We start from the raw sequence: 22767 nt of genomic DNA, 5'->3' as shown, positions 1-22767 counted from the left end.
CCGTCAACCCCTCGTATCCTCTCCCGAACCTCTCGAATAATCCCCTCAACCGATCAATCAGTATCATTCATCACGAAAGTTCTCCTAAAACACAAACCCCCCTCCACAAAGAGGGAGGGGGCAGGACTTATCATTCCATTACTAAGCTCGATTCATTCACCGATACGCTTTTTCTATCTCGCTGTAGAAAGACTGCTCCTGCTGTGACGAGCAGTGCGACTCCTGCGATGAGGAGGAGCGGGCCGATATTGGAGAAGAGGGCTCCTTCATTGCCGCCGAAGACAATTGTGTAATAGCCGTCTGCACCATAGGTGGCGGGCAGGAAGGAAGCTAGTGCATGGTAGCCGGATGGCAGCAATTCTCTTGCAACTAAGACGCCTGAAGTTACGAGTTGCAGGGAAAGGGCAAGAATGTTGAAGACCATTCCGTAGTTCCCGAAAACGTAGACGAATAGTTGGGCAAACAGTAAGAAGGAAAGGAACATGACGCTTTGGAATAAATAGATGGCGAGGAATGATTCCCCGGAAGCCACGTCAAACAGTTTCATTAATCCAATCGTTAGAAAAGGCAGAAGGAATGCGACAGCGACATTAATGATCTGCCTGCCGAAAAATAATCCCCATTTGGAATGGAAGGTGCGCAGTACTTCTGCTGCTTCGTTGATTTGCATAATCATGACCATCGCCCCTACGAATGAGGAAATGATAACCATCAACGGGACGAGGTTGGCTGAAAATTGATCGACTGCATTCGTTTTGTTGATGACTTTGTTGATCGGTTCAGGTTGGATGGCATTCGTGAAAGATTCAAATGCTTCTCCGATTGCTAAGGCAACAGGTGGTTCAACTGGCATCTGGCTTAGTTGTTGTTCGATGGCTTCTGCTGCAGCCGCTTTTTGTTGTAAAGATACTTGTTCATTTAATTTGTTGGTCAATTCAGCAGCGACTTGCTCCATCATTGTTTTGCTTGATGTGGCGTTTGCCTGATTAATCCAATATTGAATAGAAGCTTGATCTCCGGAGGACAATTTCGACATGAAATTATCAGGGATGTGAATGACCATGCTCACTTCTTTAGCGTTCATTTGTTCCTGAGCTTGCGCCACGGTTTTAAATTGTTTTGTTTGGAATGGGATGTTCCCTTTGATTTCTTCCGCAATCATGTCAGCCTTCTGATCTTCGTTGATGATTCCGATGGTTAAGTTGCCAGTCCGATCCTGGACACCGTCATAGGCAGTCAGCCAAACTGAAAAGAAAATTAGCTGGAACATGACCGCCGCAATGATTCCAATATAAGTTCCTCGTAAACGTAATAAAGCCTGTAAAGCTTTCATTTAGTTTGCCTCCTATTAATGTAAGTACTTGCTTGCATATATGATAAAATTTTTTCTAGGGGGTAATACCCCTAGAAAAAATGGTAACGCTCGTTTGCAAAAGTTCTGCCAGATCGATTGCCGTCACATTATTGCCAAGCCTTGCCGCTGAAATAAAATGGCCGAAATTGATGGCAATGAAAGACATGGAGATCGGTTCCACATCCATGTCGATAATTTTTCCTCTGCGCTGCATTTCCGTGAAATACTTCATAAGTTCTTCTTTAATTGCACGGGGGACATTGGCGATCTCTTCATCGATTTCCGGAAACGATCCCGCTTCTCTAAAACCGATTAGCACAAAATCCTTAATGGACAGCATATAACGCAGGTATTCCTTGGAAAAGAGAAGCAAGTCGTCCTGTAACTCGTATGATACTTCCAATTGGATGGTTTTCTGCAAAATCGGCCCATAGGAGAATTTTTCAATGATTGCTTTTAAGATGCCTCGTTTATTGCCAAAGTGGCGAAATATCGTCACCTCATTGACTCCAGCCAGTTCTGCAATTGATTTTGTTGTGGCGGCAGCATATCCTTTTTCGCTAACTAGCTCAATGGCCGCATCCAAAATTCGTTCCGTTGTCGATTTTGTGGACAACAGCACCCTCTCCCTACTGAATGTAAGTGTGTACTTGCATCCTATCACGTCGAACTAAAAGAAGCAACTACAAAAAAATCGCCAGACATCATAATGGATGTCCAAGCGATTTTCTTTGCCTTCCTTTTTCATGCTGATCAATTACACGGGTCCCAACCAAATCTCCGGTAATATTCAAAGCGGTTGCGCCCATTCCTATTAAGGCATCAATGGATGTCAGCAAAGCGACAGCTTCCATTGGCAGACCGAGCTGCACAAACACCGTTGCAATCATGACGATACCAGCACCCGGGACACCAGCCGTTCCGATTGAAGCAAGTGTTCCGATCAAAACAACCATCAGCATATCGGTAAGACTAAGCGGGTGGCCGGTCACATTGGCTGCGAAGACAGTAGAAACGGCAATCCGAATCGCCGCTCCGTCCATATTGACCGTAGCGCCAAGCGGCAAACTGAAACTATAAAGACTTTTGGAGATCCCCATATGATTCGCTGCATTTAACGTCAGAGGAAGTGTGCCTGCACTGCTTTGCGTCACAAATGCAGTGAGCATCGGAGTTCTGGCATATTTAAAAAAGTGCAAAGGATTCACACGGAACAAGAGCATAAACAGGATATACAGCACAATATGAACGAGAAGGGCAATGTAAAAAACGCCAATCAAGCCACTGAGCGATACAAGCGTTTTTATCCCTTGGCTTCCTACAGTGTTCGCCATAATGGCGAATACGCCAATCGGCACATATTGGAGAATCGCTTTTAAGATGATCATCGATGCTTCATTTAACGCATTGAATAATTTGAGCAACGTCTCTCCGTATTCGCTTAATTTTGGTGTGGAACGCATAGCAGAGATGGCAATGCCAAAAGCGAGAGCAGTAAAAATGATGCCGAGCAAGTTCATTTCTGAAAAAGCTGTCACTATATTGGAAGGGACAATATTGAGCAGAACCTTTACGATGCCCGGATTTTCAGGCACTTCAAACGTTTCATTCCCGGTCAGCTTCATTGCTGTACCAGGATGGAACAGACTGGCTACTGCGAGACCGACTCCAATTGCGATGGCCGAACTGAATGTGTAGTAGACAAAGACTTTGGTTCCCATTCGCCCTAGATTACTGATGTTTGTTTGATTGACCCCGACAATAAGTGTGAAGAGAATTAAGGGAATGATCAAAAATGTCAATAAACGGAGGAGAAGATCACCGAACGGAGCAAGAACAGAGGCGTTATCTCCTAAAAGAAATCCGGCGAGTATCCCAAGTATGAGAGCAATTGTGATTTTTAGAATCAATGAAGCGTGAAGGTAGCCTGTTATTATTTTCTTCAAGGAAAACCCTCCTTATGTATTGAGTAGACGCCGCATTGAAACGATCAGAAATATAGGATTCCTTATTTTATGGGATTGCCTAAAAGAATTGATTTCAAACGTTTCCTGTCTAAATACAATAAGCGCCAGGAGCTTTTGCGGCTCTGGCGCTGTGTAATTAGAAAAAGAAGAAGGGAAGAAGCGCTAGCGTAACAATGGAACCAATAGCAATTCCAAATCCGAAGGCTAAGCCTCCGCCGTATCCAAATCCGAAGCCGAATCCGAAGCCTCTTGAGTTTCGCTGGTTGCCAAGTGGCTGCAAATAAACTTTATTGTTGCGAACTCCTTGAATGACGCCTCTATGTGTTTGTCCATCTCGTGTCCCGATAACGACCGCTCTGCCCATATAGCGATTGCACATGGCATGATGATGCTCAAAAGTAGACATTTCTATTCACCCCACTTCCGTTACATATACATCAGTATATGAGTCCGCTGAAGCAATAGAGGGGCGGACAAACTAGTTAGCGTTATATGAATCGGAGTTGTTCCCAGTTTAACCATTAGGCAGCCGCAGCACATTAGAAAACATGCAAAAAATATAGGGAATTGTCAGTTGCCAAATCGAATCAGCCACATACACTATCACTATCCCCTGCAAAGGAGGTGTTGTGGAATGTCTGGAGGCGGAGGAGGCGGCTACGGTAGCGGTTTCGCTTTGATCGTAGTCTTGTTTATCCTGTTGATTATTGTTGGTGCTGCTTTCTTGGGCGGTGGGTACTATTAATTCCTCGTACATCTAATGCGAGGCAGTACACTCTGTCATGATTTTGTAAAGACATACGTGTCAAATGGCAAGCTTGTGAATGGGAGCTTCAGTTAGAATTCCACCCGTGAGTTGGAGCTGGGAGCTTTTATTGACAAGCAGAGGCACATGGCACGTGTGTCTTTTTTACCTGATTTTTATTATGGCAACGAGGAAAATGAAAGAGCTTGGGTTTGTGTCCCGGTAGACGATTGCCATTGCACATACAATATGTACATCAACCGTTTGGAGGTGTTTCAATATGTCCGGAGCTGAGGGAGGAACAGGAGGATACGGTGGCGGTTACGCTTTAATTGTCGTCCTATTCATTTTATTGATCATTGTAGGCGCTGCTTTTTGGTGGGGCGGCGGCTATTAATACTAAGTAAATGTAAAAGAAAATCTGGCCACAGCATGATCGGGGACCTGCTTGCGGATCGTTTAATCGTCTTCTATGGATGTACCAAAACCAGGGAGACCGTGAGAAGATTTGCACCAGGCGCTGACGGCAGCTGTGTGCCTTTTTATGTTCTGAGTAAGGATAAGGGACGGTTCATCCCGGAGTTGATATAATGAACTAGCTGTTACATAACAAAGTGACATGACAACAAACTTAGAAAAAATAAGAGGTCAACTATGAAAAAAACGACAGTTACATTACTAATCCTGTTAATTAATCTATTTATCGCTTTCCTTGGAATCGGCCTTGTCATCCCTGTTTTACCGACATTGATGAATGAGCTGCATATTTCGGGCAAGGTCGTCGGGTATATGGTAGCGGTATTTGCCATTGCGCAATTAGTAGTGTCCCCGCTAGCTGGACGCTGGGCCGATACGTTCGGAAGGAAGCGGATGATTGTCATCGGTTTGTTTATCTTCAGCTTATCAGAGCTGTTATTTGGAATGGGACAATCCTTGCTGGTGCTCTTTATTTCCCGAATGCTTGGCGGTATCAGTGCTGCGTTCATAATGCCTGCCGTTACTGCCTTTATTGCGGATATTACAACGACGGAAATGCGTGCCAAAGCGCTTGGTTATATGTCAGCTGCCATCTCAACGGGATTCATCATTGGTCCAGGAATTGGTGGGTTTCTAGCGGATTTTGGCACAAGGGTTCCGTTTTTCTTCGCGGCTGGCCTGGCTTGCTTTGCGGGCCTATTCTCTATGGTTTTGTTGCGGGAACCGGAAAGACATGTGCAAGATGCTATCGAGGGCCCAAAACAATCAGGACTTCGAAAAATTTTCATCCCTATGTATTTCATTGCGTTTATGGTCATTTTGATTTCGTCTTTCGGATTAGCGTCGTTTGAGTCGATCTTTAGCCTGTTTGTCGATCATAAGTTTCAATTCACGCCTAAGGACATTGCCATTATTATTACCGGGGGAGGTCTGGTCGGGGCCATTGCGCAGGTAGCCTTATTCGATCGATTGACCAAGTATATGGGGGAGATTCGAGTCATTTTTGTGAGCCTGCTTTTCTCGGCAGTGCTTGTGTATTTTATGACAATCGTTCATTCGTATTACAGTATTTTATTCGTGACAATGATTGTCTTTGTTGGCTTTGATCTTATTCGGCCGGCAGTCACCTCGTACCTCTCCAAAATAGCAGGAAATGATCAAGGTTTTGTTGGGGGAATGAATTCCATGTTCACGAGTATCGGCAATATCTTTGGCCCGATTATGGGGGGGGCACTATTTGATATTAATTTGGATTATCCGTTCTACGCTGGAGCCATTTTCCTTGCGCTCGGTCTGGTGCTGGTCCTGTTTTGGAAGCAGCCAAAAGAGAGCTTATAACAAAATAAAAGAGGTGAAGGGACTGGCTCCCTTCACCTTTCTTCATATCTGACTTGGTTTGTCTGCTGGTGCGTTTGCTTTGCAGGCACAGCCATGGATAAGGAGATGACAGCGCAAAGAAACGCAATGACAACGATTCCTGATCCAGCTGTCGCTGTACTGACAACGGATTCCGTATGGCCAAGAACCATTCCGCCGATAGCAGAGCCGAGCGCAATGCCGATTTGCAAAGCGGAGTTATTGAAGCTTTGATGGATATCCGAGGACACCGGATCGGTTTGTATGATGTAATCCTGTTGCGGTGGTGCCAAGGCCCAGCTAAGAGCCCCCCAAATCATCATGAAGACAATAAATACTGGGAACGAAAAAGTTGAATAAGGGAGCACGAACAAACTGATGGCAAAGGTACCTAAGATGAATAAAATACTCTTTTTCGAACCGAGCCGAGACCCAAGTGCGCCACCGAATGCTCCTCCGCTCACCGCTGCCAGGCCAAAAAGGAAATAGCAAATGCTGATCCAATACTGATTCAGCTGAAGCGTTGTTTCAAGAAATGGAGTGAAATAGGCATAAACAGTGTAGTGGCCAGCCAGCATGAACATCGTTGCCAGATGAGCAAAAACGATTTTTTTATTCGCAAGAGCTTTGATTTGCTCAGATAGCGGCTGCACATCCCCAGTCGGAATCTTTTCAAGGTAGGTAGAGATCAGCATGATTGACCCGACAGACAGAATCGCAATGCCTAAAAAGACAGTTCTCCATCCAAATGCATTGGTAATGAGAATGCCTAATGGGACACCCAGCACAAGTGATGAGCTGATTCCCATATAAATATAGCCTAACGACTTTGCCCGTACTTCCGGTTTAGCGATGCGGGCTGTTATGGTCAAGGAAAGAACGATGACAAGTGCTGCACTCATTGCCGTAATGATTCGTGCCACCATCATCATTGTAAAAGTCGGGCTGAAAAATGTCATAACATTCCCGGCAAAGAAAATGGAAAGTGTAATGAGATACAATTTTTTGCGTTCCACTTTGGCCGTCAAGGATAGCAGAACGGGTCCAGCTATAGCATAAACGAGAGCGAAAACAGTGATCAATTGACCCGCTGTCCCAATGGAAACTCCTAAATCATCTGCGATTACCGGTAAAATACCGCCGACCACCAATTCGACTAACCCAACTGTTATTGTGGATACCGCTAATATGAATACTCTAAAGTCCATGAACATCCCTCCTAAATGGTCTGAAAAATATAAAAAATCCTGACCACAAATGTTCCGTTGTAGTCAGGATTTAAAGGTTCCTGGTAGAGACTCTCAAACCATATTATTGAGATTATACGTTATGTTTGCTATCAAGTTTTCCGTTTTCCAATCTATCATGGATCCGAAAGGAAATCAAGTCCTCCCATACTGGCGTCACGTGGAATAGCGGTGAAGCAATAAAAACAGGTTAACAATATTCTCTTCGAATCATATCAACAAAATGCTGTGCGGCTTTGGATAAGTAATGGTTTTTTAACCATACAAGGCCGACAGGTGCAAATAGATTGTCCGGTTTTGCTAAACGATAGGAACGAATCAATTTTTCAGGATGGCGTTTTAAAACCGTTTCGGGAACGATGGAAGCGCCGATGCCTGACGATACCATATCCAATAAGGTGGAAATATCGGAGCATTCCCCAATAATATTCGGTTTCAACTCTAAGCGTGAAAACCCCTCTAATATGATGTAATGAAGCCCCATTCCTTCCTTGCTTGGCAGTATCAGCGGGTACTCATTGATGTCCTGAAGGGACACGTCATTTTCAAAGGGCTCATATTGTTCGGAAGTAATGAAATAAAAAGGTTCCTCGAGCAGATGAATAACGGAAAGATCTCCAATTTCCAGTGGGAGCCGAATGATGGCGAGTTCCACAACCCGATCTCTGACTAGCTTGCAAAGATGAGTGGACTCGTTTTGTTTAATTTTCATGTAAACCTTTGGGTATTGGACGTGGAAACGCTGAAGCAACCCGGGCAATTCTGCCAAAGACAACGTATTAATGCCTAATGATAAGGTTCCATTTGCTCCATTGCCAACCGATTTCACTTCCATTTCGGCCTCTTCCATTAACCGTGTCACTTGCAACGCATAGGCATAGAGGGATTTTCCTGCTTCTGTCACTTCAAAGCGTTTCCCTTTGCGAATAATCAGCTGGGAATTGAGCTCCTCTTCCATAATTTTTAACTGCTGACTAAGCGGTGGCTGTGAAATATGAAGTCGATCTGCTGCAGCCGAAATTTTACCTTCTTCCACTATCGCGATAAAATAACGCAGCTGTCTAATATCCAATCGGCAGGCACTCCTCTTCTGTATATGATAAAAGTATATAAAATATAGTTTTTTTATATTTTTCATATAATTAATTTCATGATACCATACTCAGTAAGCTAGAAAAAGAGATGGAAACATGTAGTTCGTATGTTGGGAAACCGTAAACATGCCAAATATTTAACGATTTTAAGATTAGTCGTCATGCAAATGATTAGCATAGAAAAGGCACGGGGAAAGAGAACGACCAGTAACAGGTCTCCTTATACATAAAGTAAATCACAAATGTAGCCATCCAAGAAGGGTGTATAGTGAGAAACCATGGAAAAGTTATCAGCAAATAGTCTCATGCAGGCTTACATCTTAGCGAAGAAAATTGGTCTTGATCCGCATTTCATTAACTTGTTGGAATCGGAGCTAAGGCGACGTTCCATCAATCTCAAGAAAATCATGGTATTTAAAAAAAATGATCCATCCTTAAGTTCATAATAGGGATGGATCACTTTTCAGTTTCTGCTGATGTTAAAAAACTGTTTCATAGAGCAGGAACAGATTTAGCAAAATGACAACAATGGCGACAGCCCAAGCTGCAATTGTAGTGAGCTTATGATTGACTAACCCGCCCATAATCCGTCTGTTGGAAGTGAACATGACGAGCGGAATAAGGGCAAATGCAATACCAAAGGATAAGATCACCTGGCTTAACACAAGGGCATGAGTCGCATTAACGCCTGACATGATGATGGCAAGCGGCGGAATCATCGTAATGGCACGCCGAAGATATAAATTGATCCGCATGTTGATAAAGCCTTGCATAACGACGTCTCCAGACATCGTGCCAACCGATGAACTGGACAGCCCGGCAATGAGAAGACCAAGTGCAAAGGACAAAGCAGCAACTGGCCCGATTGTGTCGCCCAGTTGGGTGAAAGCGACATCCAAATCTTCCACAACTCCGCCCTTTTTAAAGAAAAGGGCCGCCGCAATGATGAGCATGCTCATATTAATGGCTCCTGCAATGATCATGGCGATGATGATATCGATGAACTCGAACCGGAATATCCGCTTTTTCTCCTCTTCGTTCCGCCCGACAATTCGTCTCTGCGTCAATGAAGAGTGGAGATAAATCGCATGCGGCATAACGGTTGCGCCAAGAATGCCCGCTGCTAATAAAATGCTGTCCACGCCATCAAAACGGGGTGTCACAATACCTTGCACAACTTCTCCAATATCCGGTCTGGCTAGAAATGTTTGAAACGCGAAGGCAAGCACGACGATAAATAACATGCCCGCAATAACTGCCTCCAACATGCGATACCCTCGGCGCTGCAATTCCAAAATAACAAACGAGCCGACCGCAGTAATTAGCGCAGCAGGCAGCATGGGAATGCCAAATAACAGATAAAGCCCTAAAGCGGCGCCAATAAATTCTGCCAAGTCTGTCGCAATGATTACCAGCTCTGCCTGAATCCATAAAAAAACAGAAACGCCCTTTGGGAACCGCTCCCTCGCAACCTCCGGCAAATTCATCCCCGTTGCAATTCCCAGTTTGGCGGACAAAGATTGAATTAAAACAGCAAGCAAATTGGAAACGGCAATAACCCATAATAGCAAATATCCATAAGTAGACCCTGCCGTAATATTTGTAGCAAAATTACCGGGATCAATATACGCGACGGCTGCAATGAAAGCAGGTCCGAGAAACGGAAGATACTTGCGGATCCCTTTTAACTCTCCCCTAAGCGCAGCCTCCGCTGAGATTGTGGTTTTCTCACGTCCACCCGTATCACGCATGAATGCATCCCTCCCGGCTGTAATGAAGTATTTCTTTACTATGTAACACTATTTGAATAATGTAAACCTATTTTAATGTATGCGCAATCGTTAGGATGCGCATTTCGTTTGAGAATAAATCCTTTTCGTGTAAGTGCATTCTGTTGCTAGTTGGGGTGCCGTTTGTTTCATGCTGGTGGCCTGATAGTTGTGTATGGAGTAATTATCGTACTTGTTGTGGCAGTAGTATGTATGTGTTGTTGGCGTCACGCAGTAGCGTGTGAATTTTGGAAGTGCTCTTATATAACGCACAAGTGCTCGAATAAGAAAAAGACTGCTCGTATATTTTAGTGAGTGCTCGATTAATTAAAAGACTGCTCGTATGTGCCGTGTGAGTGCTCGATTAATCGAAAGACAGCTCGTATATGCTCTCCAAGTACTCGATTAAGACTCCTAAGACCTTTCTAATCCTCCAAAAATAAGATGATATTGTCTGTTTTAAGAATTGTTTATTTAATTTAATAAATTTCGTTTCTTTTATGATAGCTTATGGTACTATTTAATTAGATGTTGTTTCCTTTCGAAACAGGATTTGGAAGCGGGGTGGCGGATGAATTCTGACATGAATGAAAGTGCTCGTTGGCTTATTGGGGAATTATATGAGGCGTGGGCACGAGTTTGTGCCATTTCATCCATTGAAAGCTGCTGCTTTGAATGGGTGAGAAATTAGGACATGCCCGCTTTGGGTTGAAGGGAAGGGGGAGCATAGCATATCAGGCATATTGGGGGAGCGCGAGACATAGACATAAATTGGAGTGTAAAAATGACATCCAAATATAGGGGGATATTATTGTGAAATTAAAAAAATTTGGAATGGCACTATCATCTTCGGCATTGGCATTTACTCTACTAACTTCTGCAGTGGCGGCACAGGAAAATCCGACAGGACAAGCAGCCGAAGCGGTCGCACAAACAGTTACTAAACAAGATTTGGTTGCAAAATTTAAAGCTTTGTTTCCTGAACTGGAGTTTGTGGCTAACGGCGAATCCCATATGAACAGTGGCAGCAGTTTTCGAGGAGATGAGGAGAAACGTTTTTACTTGTCCCTTAACGGTGTGAAGGGTGGAAAGGAGTTTTATGCAAGTGTCAGTTTTATTGGGGAGGACTTGGCTTTAGAAAGTTTTTCTTACAATCCTCCTAACGCAGCTGAAGCGTTATTTCCTCCGAAGATTTCAAATGACGAAGCAAAGGAAATTGCACAGTCTTTTGTAAAGAGAATGTTAGATGAAAAAGATTTTCAGCTGGAAGAATCTCCGTACTATTATTATAATGTGAAGCTTACTGAACCGGTCCGTTATACATTTTCCTTCAAAAAGCTGAAGGGAGGGGTACCGGTTTCCGATCAGAGTGCTCAAGTAGCGGTCCTCGGTAATGGAGATGTGGTGGAATTTTATTATATGTCCAACCAGCCCAAGGATTTGACGTTTGACAAGACAGAGGGAAGCTTGGATAAGGAAAAAGTGCTGAAACAGATTAAGGAGAATTTGGCTGTCGACTTGCAGTATGAAGTCAATTGGGATTTCCGGACGGGTGAAAGAACAGTTGGCCTTGTTTATACACCTAGGATTTCGAATGTTCATGCGCTGACTGGCAAGTGGGAGACGCTCAAAGGCTTTGGGGATGCGCCGCCTGCTAAACCAAAGATCGAACGGATTGTAACCGAACCATTAGCGCCTAGGGAGTCAGATATGACGCCTGAGGAGGCGAAGAAATTAGCAGAGCAATTGCTGAAAGTACCAGATGCGAATGGGAAACTGAAAATCGAGGGGATCGATGAAAGGACAAATTATAATGGCGCGGAAGTCATCAGTGTTCATTACATGTATGAGACGCGCAATGGAGGATTTGGCTCCAGCTTGGAATTTGACAAAAAGAGCGGAGATTTATTGAACTACTATCAGATGCGCGACTACAGCTGGACAATGGAGGAAGAAGTAAAGGATTGGAGTCATGCGATTTCCGAGGCAGAAGCAAAAGAAGCCGCTATCGGATATTTGAAGGAGTTAATGCCGTCCAAGCTGCATTTGTATGCCAAGCCTACAATAGATGGGCAGTTTGACGAGCGGGTTGGCACTTATCAATTTACATTCCCGCGGGTAGAAAAGGGGATCACTGTCATCGGCGATCAACTATATGTATCCATCAATGCGGACGGGACGCTAAACTCCATTGGCAGTGATTATAGCGAATTCAGCGACTGGCCGGATCCTGCCAAAGCGGTAGCCGAAGAAGAGGCATTGGCAAAGTATAAGGAAAACCTTTCAGTTGAAATGAACTATATGCGGAAAGGGGAGTCTAAGAATTACGATCTTATCTATTCTCCGAAGTTCAATGACAATCTGTTTGGTACAATCGACGCGCTGACAGGTGAGTGGACGGAGCGCTTTGGCATGCGAAGTGATGTAACTGTCTCGCATCCTTGGGCTGAAAAAGAGTTAAACTATTTAATCAGCGCCAATATACTGGAAGTGAAAGATGGAAAAGCTTTCAACGGAGATGCTACTGTTTCAAGGGGGGAGGCTCTTCGTGTAATACTGAGTTCCATGACGTATTTTTATGATACTCGTTTCGGCAGGCAAGAGGAGTTAAAACAAACGTTTGAAAACATTGATCCCAAACACCCGCTTTACCCAGCGATCGAACACGCCGTTTCAATTGGCCTGATTAATGCAGACCAAGCCAAATTTGATGTAGATGCACCTATGACGCGAGAAGAATTGGCGGTCTGGTATGTCAAGGTGCTCGGTTTGGAGAAAGCAGCAGAGCATACAGACTTATATAAGGTAGACTTTGAGGATAAAGATCAGATCTCAAAAGAGTTTGCAGGCTATGTAGCGATCGCCAATGCAAAAGGACTTGTGAAAGCGGAAAACAATAAGTTTAATCCGAAACAAGAAGTATCCTATGCAGATTTAGCTGTTTCCACAATCCGTTTGGCTCATCAAATGGCCGATCGGAAGGGCAGATTCTTTTATTAATACAATCAGATAAGCAGAAGCCAAACAGGCAGAGTCGGATGGAAAGATCCGCTCTGCCTGTTTATATTCCAAAAAGACGTAGAAACGGCCGACTCGGAATGCCTTCCTACTGTAATTTAGCGTGATATGCCTTGAATACTTCAGCTGCCATAGCAGCAACATAACCGCTGCCGTCATTGTCTTCCACATGCTCGATCATCATGGCAAGGAGGAGTGTCGGATTCTCTGAATTATACGTCACGAAAAAGCCGTTCTCCTGTCCTCTTCCTTCGCCGGTCGCTTTCAACTCGGCAGTGCCGGTCTTGCCTGCGAGCGGGATGTCTGGCAAGTTGGCGGCTTGTGCGAATCCGTCCACAACGACGCTCCGCAAATTCGACCGCATTACAGATGCATGATCTGCACTAAGAACATCTTTCTTCCAGACTTGTCCCTTTTCCTCTTCGGCATAAAGCGTTGGCTTATAAATCACGCCATCTGTCAGAAAGGCCTCATACATGGAGGCAAGATGCAAGATGTTCGTCAGCATTTGTCCTTGTCCGAACGAACTGTCGGCAAGCTGGCCTTCCGAGCTAATTTTACCGTCATTTGAAATTTGGGATGCTGAAAGGTTCAAGGCAAACGGCATGGTCTCGCCGAATCCAAATTTATGCACACCGTCAATGAAAGGCTGGCGTCCCATTTTCAATGCCTGCTGGGCAAAGTAAATATTGTCCGAGTAGATAAGCGCTTTTTTCAAATCCATTGGGTTCGGTGCTTCAGGATGGAGACGCGATACTTTATAATTGCCCCACGAAGCATCCTTTTGCCAAGTGCGTCCGTTGATGACAATGCCTTCAGCAGGGTTCAGTGTGCCAACTTCCATTCCGACAGCTGCCGTAATTGGTTTCATCGTCGATCCAGGGGCATAGGCAGCGGCAAAACGATTAAATAATGGCTGCAACGGATCTTCCGACAATTGCTTGTACCGTTCTCCGCTCATGCCGAGCATAAAATGGGCAGGATCGAAACTTGGTGAACTGACTAGAGCAAGTGTTTCGCCTGTTTTTGGATCTACTGCTGCACTGGTACCGGGTTCCCCTTTCATCGAATCATAAATCAGCTTTTGTAAATCTGCGTCTATAGTTACGTGGATGGTTTCGCCATCGGTGGCTGGCTTCTCTGCAATGACAACCGGCTCCGCTCCGACATCCGGCTTTTTAATGAAAATCCGGATGCCATCTTGCCCTCGCAAACGGTCTTCCAGCAATCGTTCGAGGCCTTGGCGTCCGATCAAGTCAGACTCTTTGTAGCCCTGATCCTTTTTTTCCTCCAACTGTTCGGCCGTAATCTTACCGATATAGCCGGAGAGATGGGCAAGAGCTTCACCATAAGGGTACTCACGCATCGGCGTCTTCTGGTAGGTGACGCCAGGAATGGCAATGAGGGAATCAAGCAGATTGGCATCTGTTCTCGCCATTTTGGCAATCGGTACGAAATAATCAGGCTTCACCCAACTTTGGTTTAATTGCTTATCGATAAATTCCGGAGTAACTCCAATCGATTTGGCGAACTCAGCTTTTCTGGCATCATCAAATTTCCCAGGGACAATGCCAACTTCAAAGCCTTTGCCGTTAATAGCGATCGGCTGATCATTGCGATCTAAAATTTCTCCGCGTTTTGATTCAATTGTTGCGATTCCTACTGTATCCTTTGCATCAAGCTCGGGAAAAATGAAGGACGGATCCCAATTGGCAAACCAATTTTCTTCTTCGTCGTGTGTTTCATGAATGAAAACTAGCTTCTTCTCAAAAGAGACAGGGCCAGCTAGCGTGTTCATCTTCACTTGAATGTTGAAAGCTGCAGGTTCTTTTGGGTCCCATTCCGTTTCTTGATCCGGTTTTGTATAGGTGACTTCCAAATCATCAATAGCTAAATCCTTTATCAATTTATCTTGACGATCGATAAAATTGGCGGTGTCAAATTCCTGTTTTGTCTCATTCGTCAAAAACTGATTGTACATTTGTGTAAAATCATGTTTATTCCAAAGATCTACATAGGCTTCAAGCCGTTCTACAGGCGTCGGTTCTTTTTCACATCCTGCTAATATGAATAAAAAACAAAATCCTAGCAGAGTGAGTAGTCGATTTCTCATGCATTTCCTCCATTCTTTTCATGTCTTTACGTGTGCATCTAGCTTCTTTTGCATTAGAATAGTACCCTTATTATAAACTTAGAAAAGATTTCCTTCAATTGGATTTGGAAAGGGGCTCCCAATATGTACGATCCGACAATATTTGAGAATATTAAAGTGGCGCTAGAAAACCGCGTTTATGATTTAGATACACTGGAAAGAAAAATTTTGATAACGAATCGAACCGATCAAATGGATTTCGCTATTTTGTCCCGCCGGTTTGGTATTGAATTTATTCTGCTCGACAATGTAGATCTGCGGGCGGAGATTGTTCTGGGCACTTCGCTGCGAGACCTGGCTGGTGAAATTCTGGAGATGAAAGGAGAAGAGCCCGGCTGTTCTCTGACGCTCCGTTTTGTAAGTACGGTCCCTTCAAATGCGGTTCCATACCGAGAAATCGGACAGGTGCTGCATACGATTTGGGAGCAGGAAATCGATATCACGCAGACGGTCAGTTCCGTTCTCGGTGAGGAGCCGGCAGAGTTTACGTATACAATTGAAGCTGCATTCCATACGCGGATAAATGAAGAGCATATGCAGGAAATAGGGAACTTCCTCGTTCATGTGCTGCGTACAATGGAAGCGCTCGGGCGCATCATTGAAGCGATTCAGGAATAACCCCTATCCCTGTACCGCAAATCCCTATATAATAAGAGAAATCTAAAATAGAAAAGGTGCACGAAAATGAGTTTATTAACAGTAAAAAACATGAGCCACGGATTTGGAGACCGCGCAATATTTGACGATGTCTCGTTCCGTTTGTTGCAAGGCGAACATATTGGTTTAATCGGTGCGAACGGGGAAGGTAAATCCACGTTCATGAATATTATTACACGGAAGCTGGAACCTGATGCTGGAACAGTAAGCTGGGCGAAGCGAGTCCGTGTCGGTTATTTGGATCAGCACGCTGCCTTGAAGCAGGGAATGAGCATCCGTGATGTGCTGCGAACGGCATTTCAATATTTGTATGATATGGAAGCGGAAATGAATCTGCTGTTTGGAAAGATGGGCGAAGTCGGCCCAGAAGAATTGGAAAAGCTGCTGGAAGAGACGGGGCAAATGCAAGATGATCTGACGAATAAAGATTTCTACATTATTGATTCGAAAGTTGATGAAGTGGCGAACGGTCTCGGCTTGGATGAGTTTGGCCTGGAACGGGATGTCAACGATTTGAGCGGCGGCCAGCGGACGAAGGTGCTTCTTGGCAAGCTGCTTCTGGAGAAGCCGGATATCCTCCTTCTCGATGAGCCGACCAACTATTTGGACGTGGAGCATATTGAATGGCTTCAAGGCTATTTACAGAATTATGATAATGCCTTTATTCTCATTTCCCATGACATTCCCTTCTTGAACAGTGTTGTCCATCTTATTTATCACATGGAGAATCAACAAATTACCCGCTATCCGGGGGATTATGATGAGTTTTTACGTGTTTATGATATGAAAAAGCAACAGCTGGAAGCGGCTTATAAAAAGCAGCAAAAAGAAATTGCCAACTTGAAAGACTTCGTTGCCCGCAATAAAGCGAATGCTGCAACAAGCCGCATGGCGATGTCACGCCAGAAGAAGCTAGACAAAATGGACGTCATCGAATTGGATGCTGAAAAACCGAAGCCGCAATTTGACTTCAAGCCCGCCAGGACGCCAGGACGTTTCTTATTCCAGACGAAAGATCTTGTCATTGGCTACAATGAACCATTATCAAGCGCTTTGAACCTGACAATGGAACGAGGCCAGAAGATTGCCCTTTCCGGCGCTAACGGTATCGGAAAAACGACGCTTTTGAAGAGTATCCTTGGTGAAATTCCAGCACTATCTGGCTCAGTGGAGCTGGGAGAGCATCTACATATCGGGTATTTTGAACAAGAAATCAAATCGGAGAATAACCGGACTTGTTTAGAAGAGATATGGGAGGAATTTCCTCACTTCACGCAGTATGAAGTACGGGCTGCGCTTGCAAGATGTGGGCTGACGACAAAGCATATTGAGAGCAAGATGAAGGTGTTAAGCGGGGGAGAGCGTGCAAAGGTACGGCTATGTAAATTAATTAACCGAGAAACCAATTTGCTTGTCCTTGATGAGCCGACCAACCATCTCGATCAAGACGCGAAAGATGAGTTAAAACGCGCCTTACAGGAATACAAAGGAAGCGTCCTTCTCATATCGCATGAACCTCATTTTTACGAGGATGTTGTGACCGATGTATGGAATGGGGAAACATGGACAACAAAGGTATTCTAATGATTTAAAATGAGTGTTTGGGGGGTGGCAATCATTTGTGCATATTTGAAAAGAACCATCAAATGTTGCCGGTCATCTGCTTGAATTCCAAATGATTGCCTTATAAGTATCGCGCCTTTTAATGAACGCTAGGAAGCAGTATGTTCCGAAGCGTTCTTTTTTTGGGAGTCTCTACCGGTTACCATCTTCTCGGATTGGATGAACGCTTCATTTGAGCCATTTCTTTAGTTAATGCGTCCAATTGTTGCTGCATCTTTTCCAAGTCGTTGCCCCGGTTAGAGTCATTCCCTGAGGAATTCCCGTTCCCTGAAGACTTCGCATTGCTGTTCGCTAAATTCTCAAGCGCCATCGCAGCCGAAATAGTAGTAATCCCATCGCCGATTGTTGCAAGCAGACTTCCGATGAATGCGAGTTTCGCTATGAGCACCTCGTCGTATGTTGATCCGTTATCAGCTTGATAAAACAGCCCGTCTTTATTCACGATTCCACCCCCCGCTTCATCTCATCTCCATTATTTTATGCGTGGATGTTGTTTATTGTTAGGGAACACGAAAAAGAATGCAAGCACCAGTTGGAGCGCCTGCATTCCCGAATTATGCCTCATATTCTTTTAATATCTCATCGACTGTCGACACGACTTCATCCCGTTTCATCTTGTCTTCACCGCTCTTCAAAGCATGCAAAGTTCGTTTTGCCAGAGCAAGAGGAATATTGCAGAAGAGTAAAATGTTTTTTGTCGAAATGGATTCAATATATTCATCTGCCATCCGCAAGTTGGCTTCCGCGTAAGCAAACATGTCTGCTCTTGTCCATCCGGCAGGGAAGAACCGGACACCGCGTTCCGAATCTTCTTCTTGGTTCCGTAAGATGTTTACTGCCTGTAGGCCGCGTCCATATCCAATGGCAAGTTCCTGATCGGTTTCTGTGCCATCATACTGCTTCCAAATATCCGACAACATGACACCGACGAGTCCTGCCACATAATATGTATATTCATCCAAGTCCTCTTTCGTTTGGACTAAGAATGCTTTTCCGACCCATTTGGCCATTCCTGCTGCCATGATGCTTGTCGAGTCTTTAACTTTATCGACGTAATCTGCAGGGCAGACTGTGAGCCAATCGTCCAAACGCAACGTCACTTCAGGCAGCAGCTCTGCATAAGGGGAGAGAAGTTGAAGGTAGGCTTCTTTGTCAAATCCATTCGCCAGCATTGCTCCGGTTTCCTCAAGCAACTGCTGTTTCACGCCAGCATCCAGCTGTTCATGGTCTTCGATTTCATCAATGGCGCGCATGCATAGGTAGGCTGATCCAACTGCCATCCGCAATGTCGGGTTTAGAAGTTTAATCGGTATATAAAAGGTTCTGCTCGTTTGTTTCAATACGCGCATCGCTTCTTTTTGCAATTTTGTATCGGTAATCAAGTAAACTCCCTCCTTTAACTAAACACGTTCAAAAATCACATTTACATACTATCCATCATACACTATTTAAGTGGACACATGCCAATCCAGAAACTGCATTTGGAGCAATCCTAATTTGGTCTAGAGGAAAGGAATAATGAATAGATCGAATTCATTATCTTAAAAAAATATATGAAAAGTATTGACAATGAGTAACTGGAAATGCTATCCTCAAGAAGTTAGATCCACCAAATCAAGAAAGGGAGGTACGATTATCATGACTAATGTTATTTTTTCCAACACCATTTCCATATTGTATTCGTGCCGTTCCGCTTGGTAATCAATTAATTTTGACACTTGGAATGGCAGGATTTGCCGTTCTTTTACTATGAGCACACGCTTATGCAAAAGGCGTGTGCTTTTTTGTGTCTAAAAATGAGGGTGTCCCCACGCAAAAGCGTGTGACATAAATAAATTAAAGGAGTGCATCAACATGGAAAAGGTATGTAATATCAAGTTTGCGATCAAGGAATATGTAGAAGACGGTTAGTGAAAACCGCAAGTCAACGAAATGGAATGAATAAAAAAAGGAGGAAAATGAAATGATTAAGTTATGGACGTCAAATGAGTCAAACAAACGAAAAAATACAAATGTGAAAACGGAGTGGGATTCTTCACCCGAGGATTTTGGGATACCATTGCCCAGAAAATAATTGAAGTTCCTTCTCCGTCAAAGAGGAGAATAAAATATTATGCAACAACATATCGATAGAGAAGTTATATTACGCCATATGGAGGATTTGCAACAGAGAGCACGTAATCATCGTGGAACTGAAATCCGCCAGAAAAGTGAAAAGAAGTGGAAGTTGTCTGCCATCTGGGCTTTCTTCCTGTAATACAACAAAAACCGCCTGGATTATTTCCCGGCGGTTTTTGTCGCTTAATTATTTGTTTTGGTTATTGCGGTTGTTTTTGTTGTTACGGTTGTTTTCGCGGTTGTTGTTGTTGTTGTTGTTGTTGTTGTTGTTGTCAAATTCAGTACCAAACTCAACACGGTCGCGGTTTTGATTTTGATCTTGATTTTGATTGCGGTTGTTACGGTTATTTTCGCGGTTGTTATTATTGTTTGTCATTGGTTTTCACCTCCAAAGTTAATATGGACGGTTGAGCAAAATTTATTCGTACGGAAAATAATGCATGTTTTCGAAATTTGATACTATAAATTGACAGGTTTTGATTCATATATAAAGGGCATGAAAAAATGAATGAGAACTGCAAAAAAAAGAAGCCCCGTTAATCGGGGCTTCCCATAACATCTGTTATTAATCGTTTTTACGCTGTTTAGCGCGAGCTTCTCCGCCTTTTTCACCGGCTTCTTCCAAGCTCATTTTGCCGTCTTCGGTGTTGCCATCATGCTGTTGGGCACGGGCTTCTCCACCTTTTTTACCGATTTCTTGGTAAAATTCCTTATCATGATTGCGGGCTGTTGCTTCTCCGCCTTTTTTGCCGATTTCCTCGTAGAAGTCTCTACCATGTTTCTCGGAAGTTGCTTCTCCGCCTTTACGTCCTGCTTCTTCCACCGTCATTTTGTTGTCTTTGTTGTTGTCGTTGTTAGCCATTTGTAAAGTCCTCCTTTGAAAATAGTAGTATCGTGTTGCTATTGTTTTAGTTCCCTGAAGTACTTTATATTAAACATTGTGTTAGAAAAAATATGATGTAAGAATCAATGCTTGCTTGCTTGAAAAGCTGTTTTCACCATGTTTTTAAGGTGTGGAAGTCCATGTGGAATTTTTTTGTGTTTTTGTTGGATATTAAAATTATCTTCCATCAACGATATTTGGAGTACCGTTCTTTCCAAGTGAAACCAAGGGATTTTTCTTTTGTGACAGATGACTTCATAAGGTGGTCCCAATATCCAGGACCGATTCGGAAATTAACAGAGGAAAAGAGGCCTATTCTGTTAATACGAAACAGAATAGGCCTCTTCATTTTTTGAAAAACTGATCGATTGTTTTTGGGATGCTCTCCTTATCTTCTGTCGCTTTTCGGATCGAATGCATCTCGCAATCCATCTCCAATAAAATTGATCGCCAGTACTGTGATTAGAATGCTGAGTCCAGGTGGAATCCATGCTTCAGGATGGTACCGGAGAACCCGGATGTTTTGAGCTTCTGAAATCATGTTGCCCCAAGTCGGTGTCGGTTGCGGTATGCCCATCCCAATGAAGCTTAAGCCTGATTCAAACAAAATCATGGAAGCCATCATTAATGTAGCGTTAACGATGATAGGACCTATGGCGTTCGGTATGAAGTGCCTGAAAATGATTCGTGAATCCCTGGCACCAATTGCCCTGGCTCCTAACACAAATTCTTGTTCACGCAGTGAGAGGAATGTCCCTCGAACAATTCGGGCGAGGGAAGGCCAGGCGGTCACTGCAATAATGACGATGAAGAGCCCAATCGTCACTTTTTCGAGGAGTGCCATGATGGTCATCGCCAAGACGATGAAAGGGAGAGCCAGGATCAAATCGGTAATGCGCATGACGATGTTGTCGATAATTCCGCCGTAGTAGCCGCTAACCGCTCCCATAATGAGCCCGATTAATACGGTAAAGAGCATCGCACTGAATCCTATGGTCAAAGAGATGCGGGAACCGTAGAGCAGCCGGGCAAAATTATCTCGTCCAGAGCTGTCCGTTCCTAGAATATGGTCACTGCTCGGTTTTTGCTCAACCATTAACAAGTTTGCTTCCTCTGGGTCATATTCTGTCAGCAAAGGTGCAAAGACAGACGCGCAGACGATAAGTGTCAGAACCACGAGTCCCGCAATGGCGAGTTTGTTCCGCATGAAGCGACGCATTGATAATTGGAAGGGGCTTCTATGTTTCCGGTCCATGTCAAGCGTTAGTTCTTCTGTGGGACGTTCATTATTAGATATGGATTGCATTAGTATTCACCTCAATCATAGCGGATCCTCGGATCGACAATGCTGTAGAAAATATCTGCTAATAGATTTCCGACAAGTATGGCGACTCCAAGCAGAAGGGCAATTGCCATAATGACGGGATAATCACGATTCACGACAGAGCCGATGAACAGTGTTCCGAGACCAGGAAAATTAAAAACCTGTTCGGTAATGATAGCGCCGCCCAAGAGAGCCCCGAATTCAAATCCCATTAACGTGATGATTGGAATCATGGCATTCCGGAGCGTATGCTTATACAAAACGTTCCGGTCGCTCATTCCTTTTGCTTTTGCGGTCCGTATATAATCGCTGCCGAGCACGTCCATTACTTCAGAGCGCATATACCGCATATAGGTGGCGGTTCCTGCCAGTCCCAAAGTTAGGCCAGGGAGGACCATATGATGAATTCGGTCTTTGAACTCCGCGAAACCGGACAAGTCGTTGCTTGAAACGGTGCCTTGTGCGGGAAACCAGCCAAGATTGATAGAGAGCAAATAGATGGCTACCAGACCGAAAAAGAAATTGGGTACTGCCAAACCGAAGAAACCGAAAGTCGTTGCCCCATAGTCAAGAATCGAATAAGGATGACGGGCGGAATAGATGCCGATTGGAATGGCTACGATCAAGGTTATGCCAAGAGAGAACAATCCTAGGTAAACGGTATTTTTAACGCGCTCTTTAATCAGGCTTTCAACTGAGCGGCCGTTATACGTAATTGATTTCCCGAAATTGCCTTTGGCCACGGAAGAGACCCACGTCAAATATTGTTCCGGAATCGATTTATCAAGGCCAAGTGCTGCGCGTTGCTGTTCGTATACGATCGGGTCAACATTCGGATCAAGAATCTTGCCTGAGAACGGATCGCCGGGAGCAGCTTTTGCCAGTCCGAATACGATGATGGAAAGGGCTAGCAGCATGGGGATGAATACTAAAATTCTACGTATGATATACTGGTACATTTTTTATCCTCCCATGAAGAGGGA

At 44.2% G+C, this 22767-nt stretch carries 22 protein-coding genes and 1 riboswitch; of the genes, 8 read left to right on the top strand and 14 right to left on the bottom strand.

Annotated elements, in window-relative coordinates; genetic code table 11:
• Window positions 1–130: 130 nt before the first annotated feature.
• The 4 genes from NCCP2222_RS11965 to NCCP2222_RS11950 form a co-directional block, all read right to left on the bottom strand.
• Complete coding sequence (locus NCCP2222_RS11965; RefSeq protein WP_248512592.1) at window positions 131–1333, bottom strand: YhgE/Pip domain-containing protein; 1203 nt, start codon at window positions 1331–1333, stop codon at window positions 131–133.
• Between the two features lie 55 nt (window positions 1334–1388).
• Window positions 1389–1976: a TetR/AcrR family transcriptional regulator gene (locus NCCP2222_RS11960; RefSeq protein WP_248512591.1), complete on the bottom strand. Its 588-nt coding sequence runs from the start codon at window positions 1974–1976 to the stop codon at window positions 1389–1391.
• An 82-nt stretch (window positions 1977–2058) separates the two neighbouring features.
• On the bottom strand, window positions 2059–3300 hold the full coding sequence (locus NCCP2222_RS11955) for a dicarboxylate/amino acid:cation symporter (protein ID WP_248512590.1): 1242 nt from the start codon (window positions 3298–3300) through the stop codon (window positions 2059–2061).
• A gap of 157 nt (window positions 3301–3457) precedes the next feature.
• Window positions 3458–3727 (bottom strand): hypothetical protein, encoded by a 270-nt coding sequence (locus NCCP2222_RS11950; protein WP_248512589.1) that lies wholly within the window; start codon window positions 3725–3727, stop codon window positions 3458–3460.
• A gap of 228 nt (window positions 3728–3955) precedes the next feature.
• Here NCCP2222_RS11950 and NCCP2222_RS11945 point away from each other — a divergent pair, with 228 nt between their 5' ends.
• The 3 genes from NCCP2222_RS11945 (at window position 3956) to NCCP2222_RS11935 (ending at window position 5881) form a co-directional block, all read left to right on the top strand.
• Complete coding sequence (locus NCCP2222_RS11945; RefSeq protein ID WP_184212006.1) at window positions 3956–4066, top strand: YjcZ family sporulation protein; 111 nt, start codon at window positions 3956–3958, stop codon at window positions 4064–4066.
• A 280-nt stretch (window positions 4067–4346) separates the two neighbouring features.
• On the top strand, window positions 4347–4463 hold the full coding sequence (locus NCCP2222_RS11940; protein WP_238083423.1) for a YjcZ family sporulation protein: 117 nt from the start codon (window positions 4347–4349) through the stop codon (window positions 4461–4463).
• A 257-nt stretch (window positions 4464–4720) separates the two neighbouring features.
• Window positions 4721–5881 (top strand): MFS transporter, encoded by a 1161-nt coding sequence (locus tag NCCP2222_RS11935; RefSeq protein ID WP_248512588.1) that lies wholly within the window; start codon window positions 4721–4723, stop codon window positions 5879–5881.
• Between the two features lie 32 nt (window positions 5882–5913).
• Here the strand turns inward: NCCP2222_RS11935 and NCCP2222_RS11930 are convergent, their stop codons facing one another.
• Both NCCP2222_RS11930 and NCCP2222_RS11925 read right to left on the bottom strand, forming a co-directional pair.
• Window positions 5914–7107: an MFS transporter gene (locus NCCP2222_RS11930; protein ID WP_248512587.1), complete on the bottom strand. Its 1194-nt coding sequence runs from the start codon at window positions 7105–7107 to the stop codon at window positions 5914–5916.
• A gap of 40 nt (window positions 7108–7147) precedes the next feature.
• A riboswitch (purine riboswitch) is annotated at window positions 7148–7247 on the bottom strand.
• Window positions 7248–7336: 89 nt separating this feature from the next.
• A complete protein-coding gene (locus NCCP2222_RS11925) occupies window positions 7337–8218 on the bottom strand; it encodes a LysR family transcriptional regulator (protein ID WP_248512586.1) in 882 nt (293 codons plus the stop codon).
• A gap of 300 nt (window positions 8219–8518) precedes the next feature.
• On the opposite strand from NCCP2222_RS11925, the gene sda reads away from it, so the two are divergent.
• Complete coding sequence (gene sda, locus NCCP2222_RS20740; protein WP_282570699.1) at window positions 8519–8686, top strand: sporulation histidine kinase inhibitor Sda; 168 nt, start codon at window positions 8519–8521, stop codon at window positions 8684–8686.
• 33 nt (window positions 8687–8719) lie between these two features.
• Here sda and NCCP2222_RS11920 read toward each other — a convergent pair whose 3' ends face one another.
• On the bottom strand, window positions 8720–9991 hold the full coding sequence (locus tag NCCP2222_RS11920; protein ID WP_248512585.1) for an Nramp family divalent metal transporter: 1272 nt from the start codon (window positions 9989–9991) through the stop codon (window positions 8720–8722).
• Between the two features lie 831 nt (window positions 9992–10822).
• On the opposite strand from NCCP2222_RS11920, the gene NCCP2222_RS11915 reads away from it, so the two are divergent.
• On the top strand, window positions 10823–13009 hold the full coding sequence (locus NCCP2222_RS11915; protein ID WP_248512584.1) for a YcdB/YcdC domain-containing protein: 2187 nt from the start codon (window positions 10823–10825) through the stop codon (window positions 13007–13009).
• Between the two features lie 106 nt (window positions 13010–13115).
• Here NCCP2222_RS11915 and NCCP2222_RS11910 read toward each other — a convergent pair whose 3' ends face one another.
• The gene (locus NCCP2222_RS11910; protein ID WP_248512583.1) at window positions 13116–15140 is read right to left on the bottom strand and encodes a penicillin-binding transpeptidase domain-containing protein; all 2025 of its coding nucleotides are present in this window, start codon (window positions 15138–15140) and stop codon (window positions 13116–13118) included.
• Window positions 15141–15263: 123 nt separating this feature from the next.
• Between NCCP2222_RS11910 and NCCP2222_RS11905 the strand changes: the two genes are divergently transcribed.
• The gene (locus tag NCCP2222_RS11905; protein WP_248512582.1) at window positions 15264–15797 is read left to right on the top strand and encodes a hypothetical protein; all 534 of its coding nucleotides are present in this window, start codon (window positions 15264–15266) and stop codon (window positions 15795–15797) included.
• A 66-nt stretch (window positions 15798–15863) separates the two neighbouring features.
• Window positions 15864–17420 carry an ABC-F family ATP-binding cassette domain-containing protein gene (locus NCCP2222_RS11900; RefSeq protein WP_248512581.1) on the top strand — a complete coding sequence of 519 codons (1557 nt, stop codon included), beginning with the start codon at window positions 15864–15866 and terminating at the stop codon, window positions 17418–17420.
• A 178-nt stretch (window positions 17421–17598) separates the two neighbouring features.
• Here the strand turns inward: NCCP2222_RS11900 and NCCP2222_RS11895 are convergent, their stop codons facing one another.
• Together NCCP2222_RS11895 and NCCP2222_RS11890 are read right to left on the bottom strand one after the other, a co-directional pair.
• Window positions 17599–17901, bottom strand: a complete 303-nt coding sequence (locus NCCP2222_RS11895; protein ID WP_248512580.1) for a translation initiation factor 2 — start codon at window positions 17899–17901, stop codon at window positions 17599–17601.
• Between the two features lie 112 nt (window positions 17902–18013).
• Window positions 18014–18808 (bottom strand): squalene/phytoene synthase family protein, encoded by a 795-nt coding sequence (locus NCCP2222_RS11890; protein WP_375709186.1) that lies wholly within the window; start codon window positions 18806–18808, stop codon window positions 18014–18016.
• 764 nt (window positions 18809–19572) lie between these two features.
• On the opposite strand from NCCP2222_RS11890, the gene NCCP2222_RS11885 reads away from it, so the two are divergent.
• Window positions 19573–19716 (top strand): hypothetical protein, encoded by a 144-nt coding sequence (locus NCCP2222_RS11885; RefSeq protein ID WP_248512578.1) that lies wholly within the window; start codon window positions 19573–19575, stop codon window positions 19714–19716.
• Window positions 19717–19764: 48 nt separating this feature from the next.
• On the opposite strand, the gene NCCP2222_RS11880 is transcribed toward NCCP2222_RS11885, so the two are convergent.
• From NCCP2222_RS11880 to NCCP2222_RS11865, 4 genes are all read right to left on the bottom strand, one after another.
• Window positions 19765–19953, bottom strand: a complete 189-nt coding sequence (locus tag NCCP2222_RS11880) for a hypothetical protein (RefSeq protein ID WP_248512577.1) — start codon at window positions 19951–19953, stop codon at window positions 19765–19767.
• Between the two features lie 189 nt (window positions 19954–20142).
• Window positions 20143–20439, bottom strand: a complete 297-nt coding sequence (locus tag NCCP2222_RS11875) for a KGG domain-containing protein (RefSeq protein WP_248512576.1) — start codon at window positions 20437–20439, stop codon at window positions 20143–20145.
• A gap of 409 nt (window positions 20440–20848) precedes the next feature.
• Window positions 20849–21766, bottom strand: coding sequence for an oligopeptide ABC transporter permease (opp4C, locus tag NCCP2222_RS11870; RefSeq protein WP_375709183.1), 918 nt, complete (start codon window positions 21764–21766; stop codon window positions 20849–20851).
• Window positions 21767–21777: 11 nt separating this feature from the next.
• Window positions 21778–22743 carry an ABC transporter permease gene (locus NCCP2222_RS11865; protein WP_248512575.1) on the bottom strand — a complete coding sequence of 322 codons (966 nt, stop codon included), beginning with the start codon at window positions 22741–22743 and terminating at the stop codon, window positions 21778–21780.
• Window positions 22744–22767 lie beyond the last annotated feature (24 nt).

Source organism: Sporosarcina sp. NCCP-2222 (assembly GCF_023168145.1).
GTDB lineage: Bacteria > Bacillota > Bacilli > Bacillales_A > Planococcaceae > Sporosarcina.
This window is presented reverse-complemented; position numbering and strand designations above follow the sequence as displayed.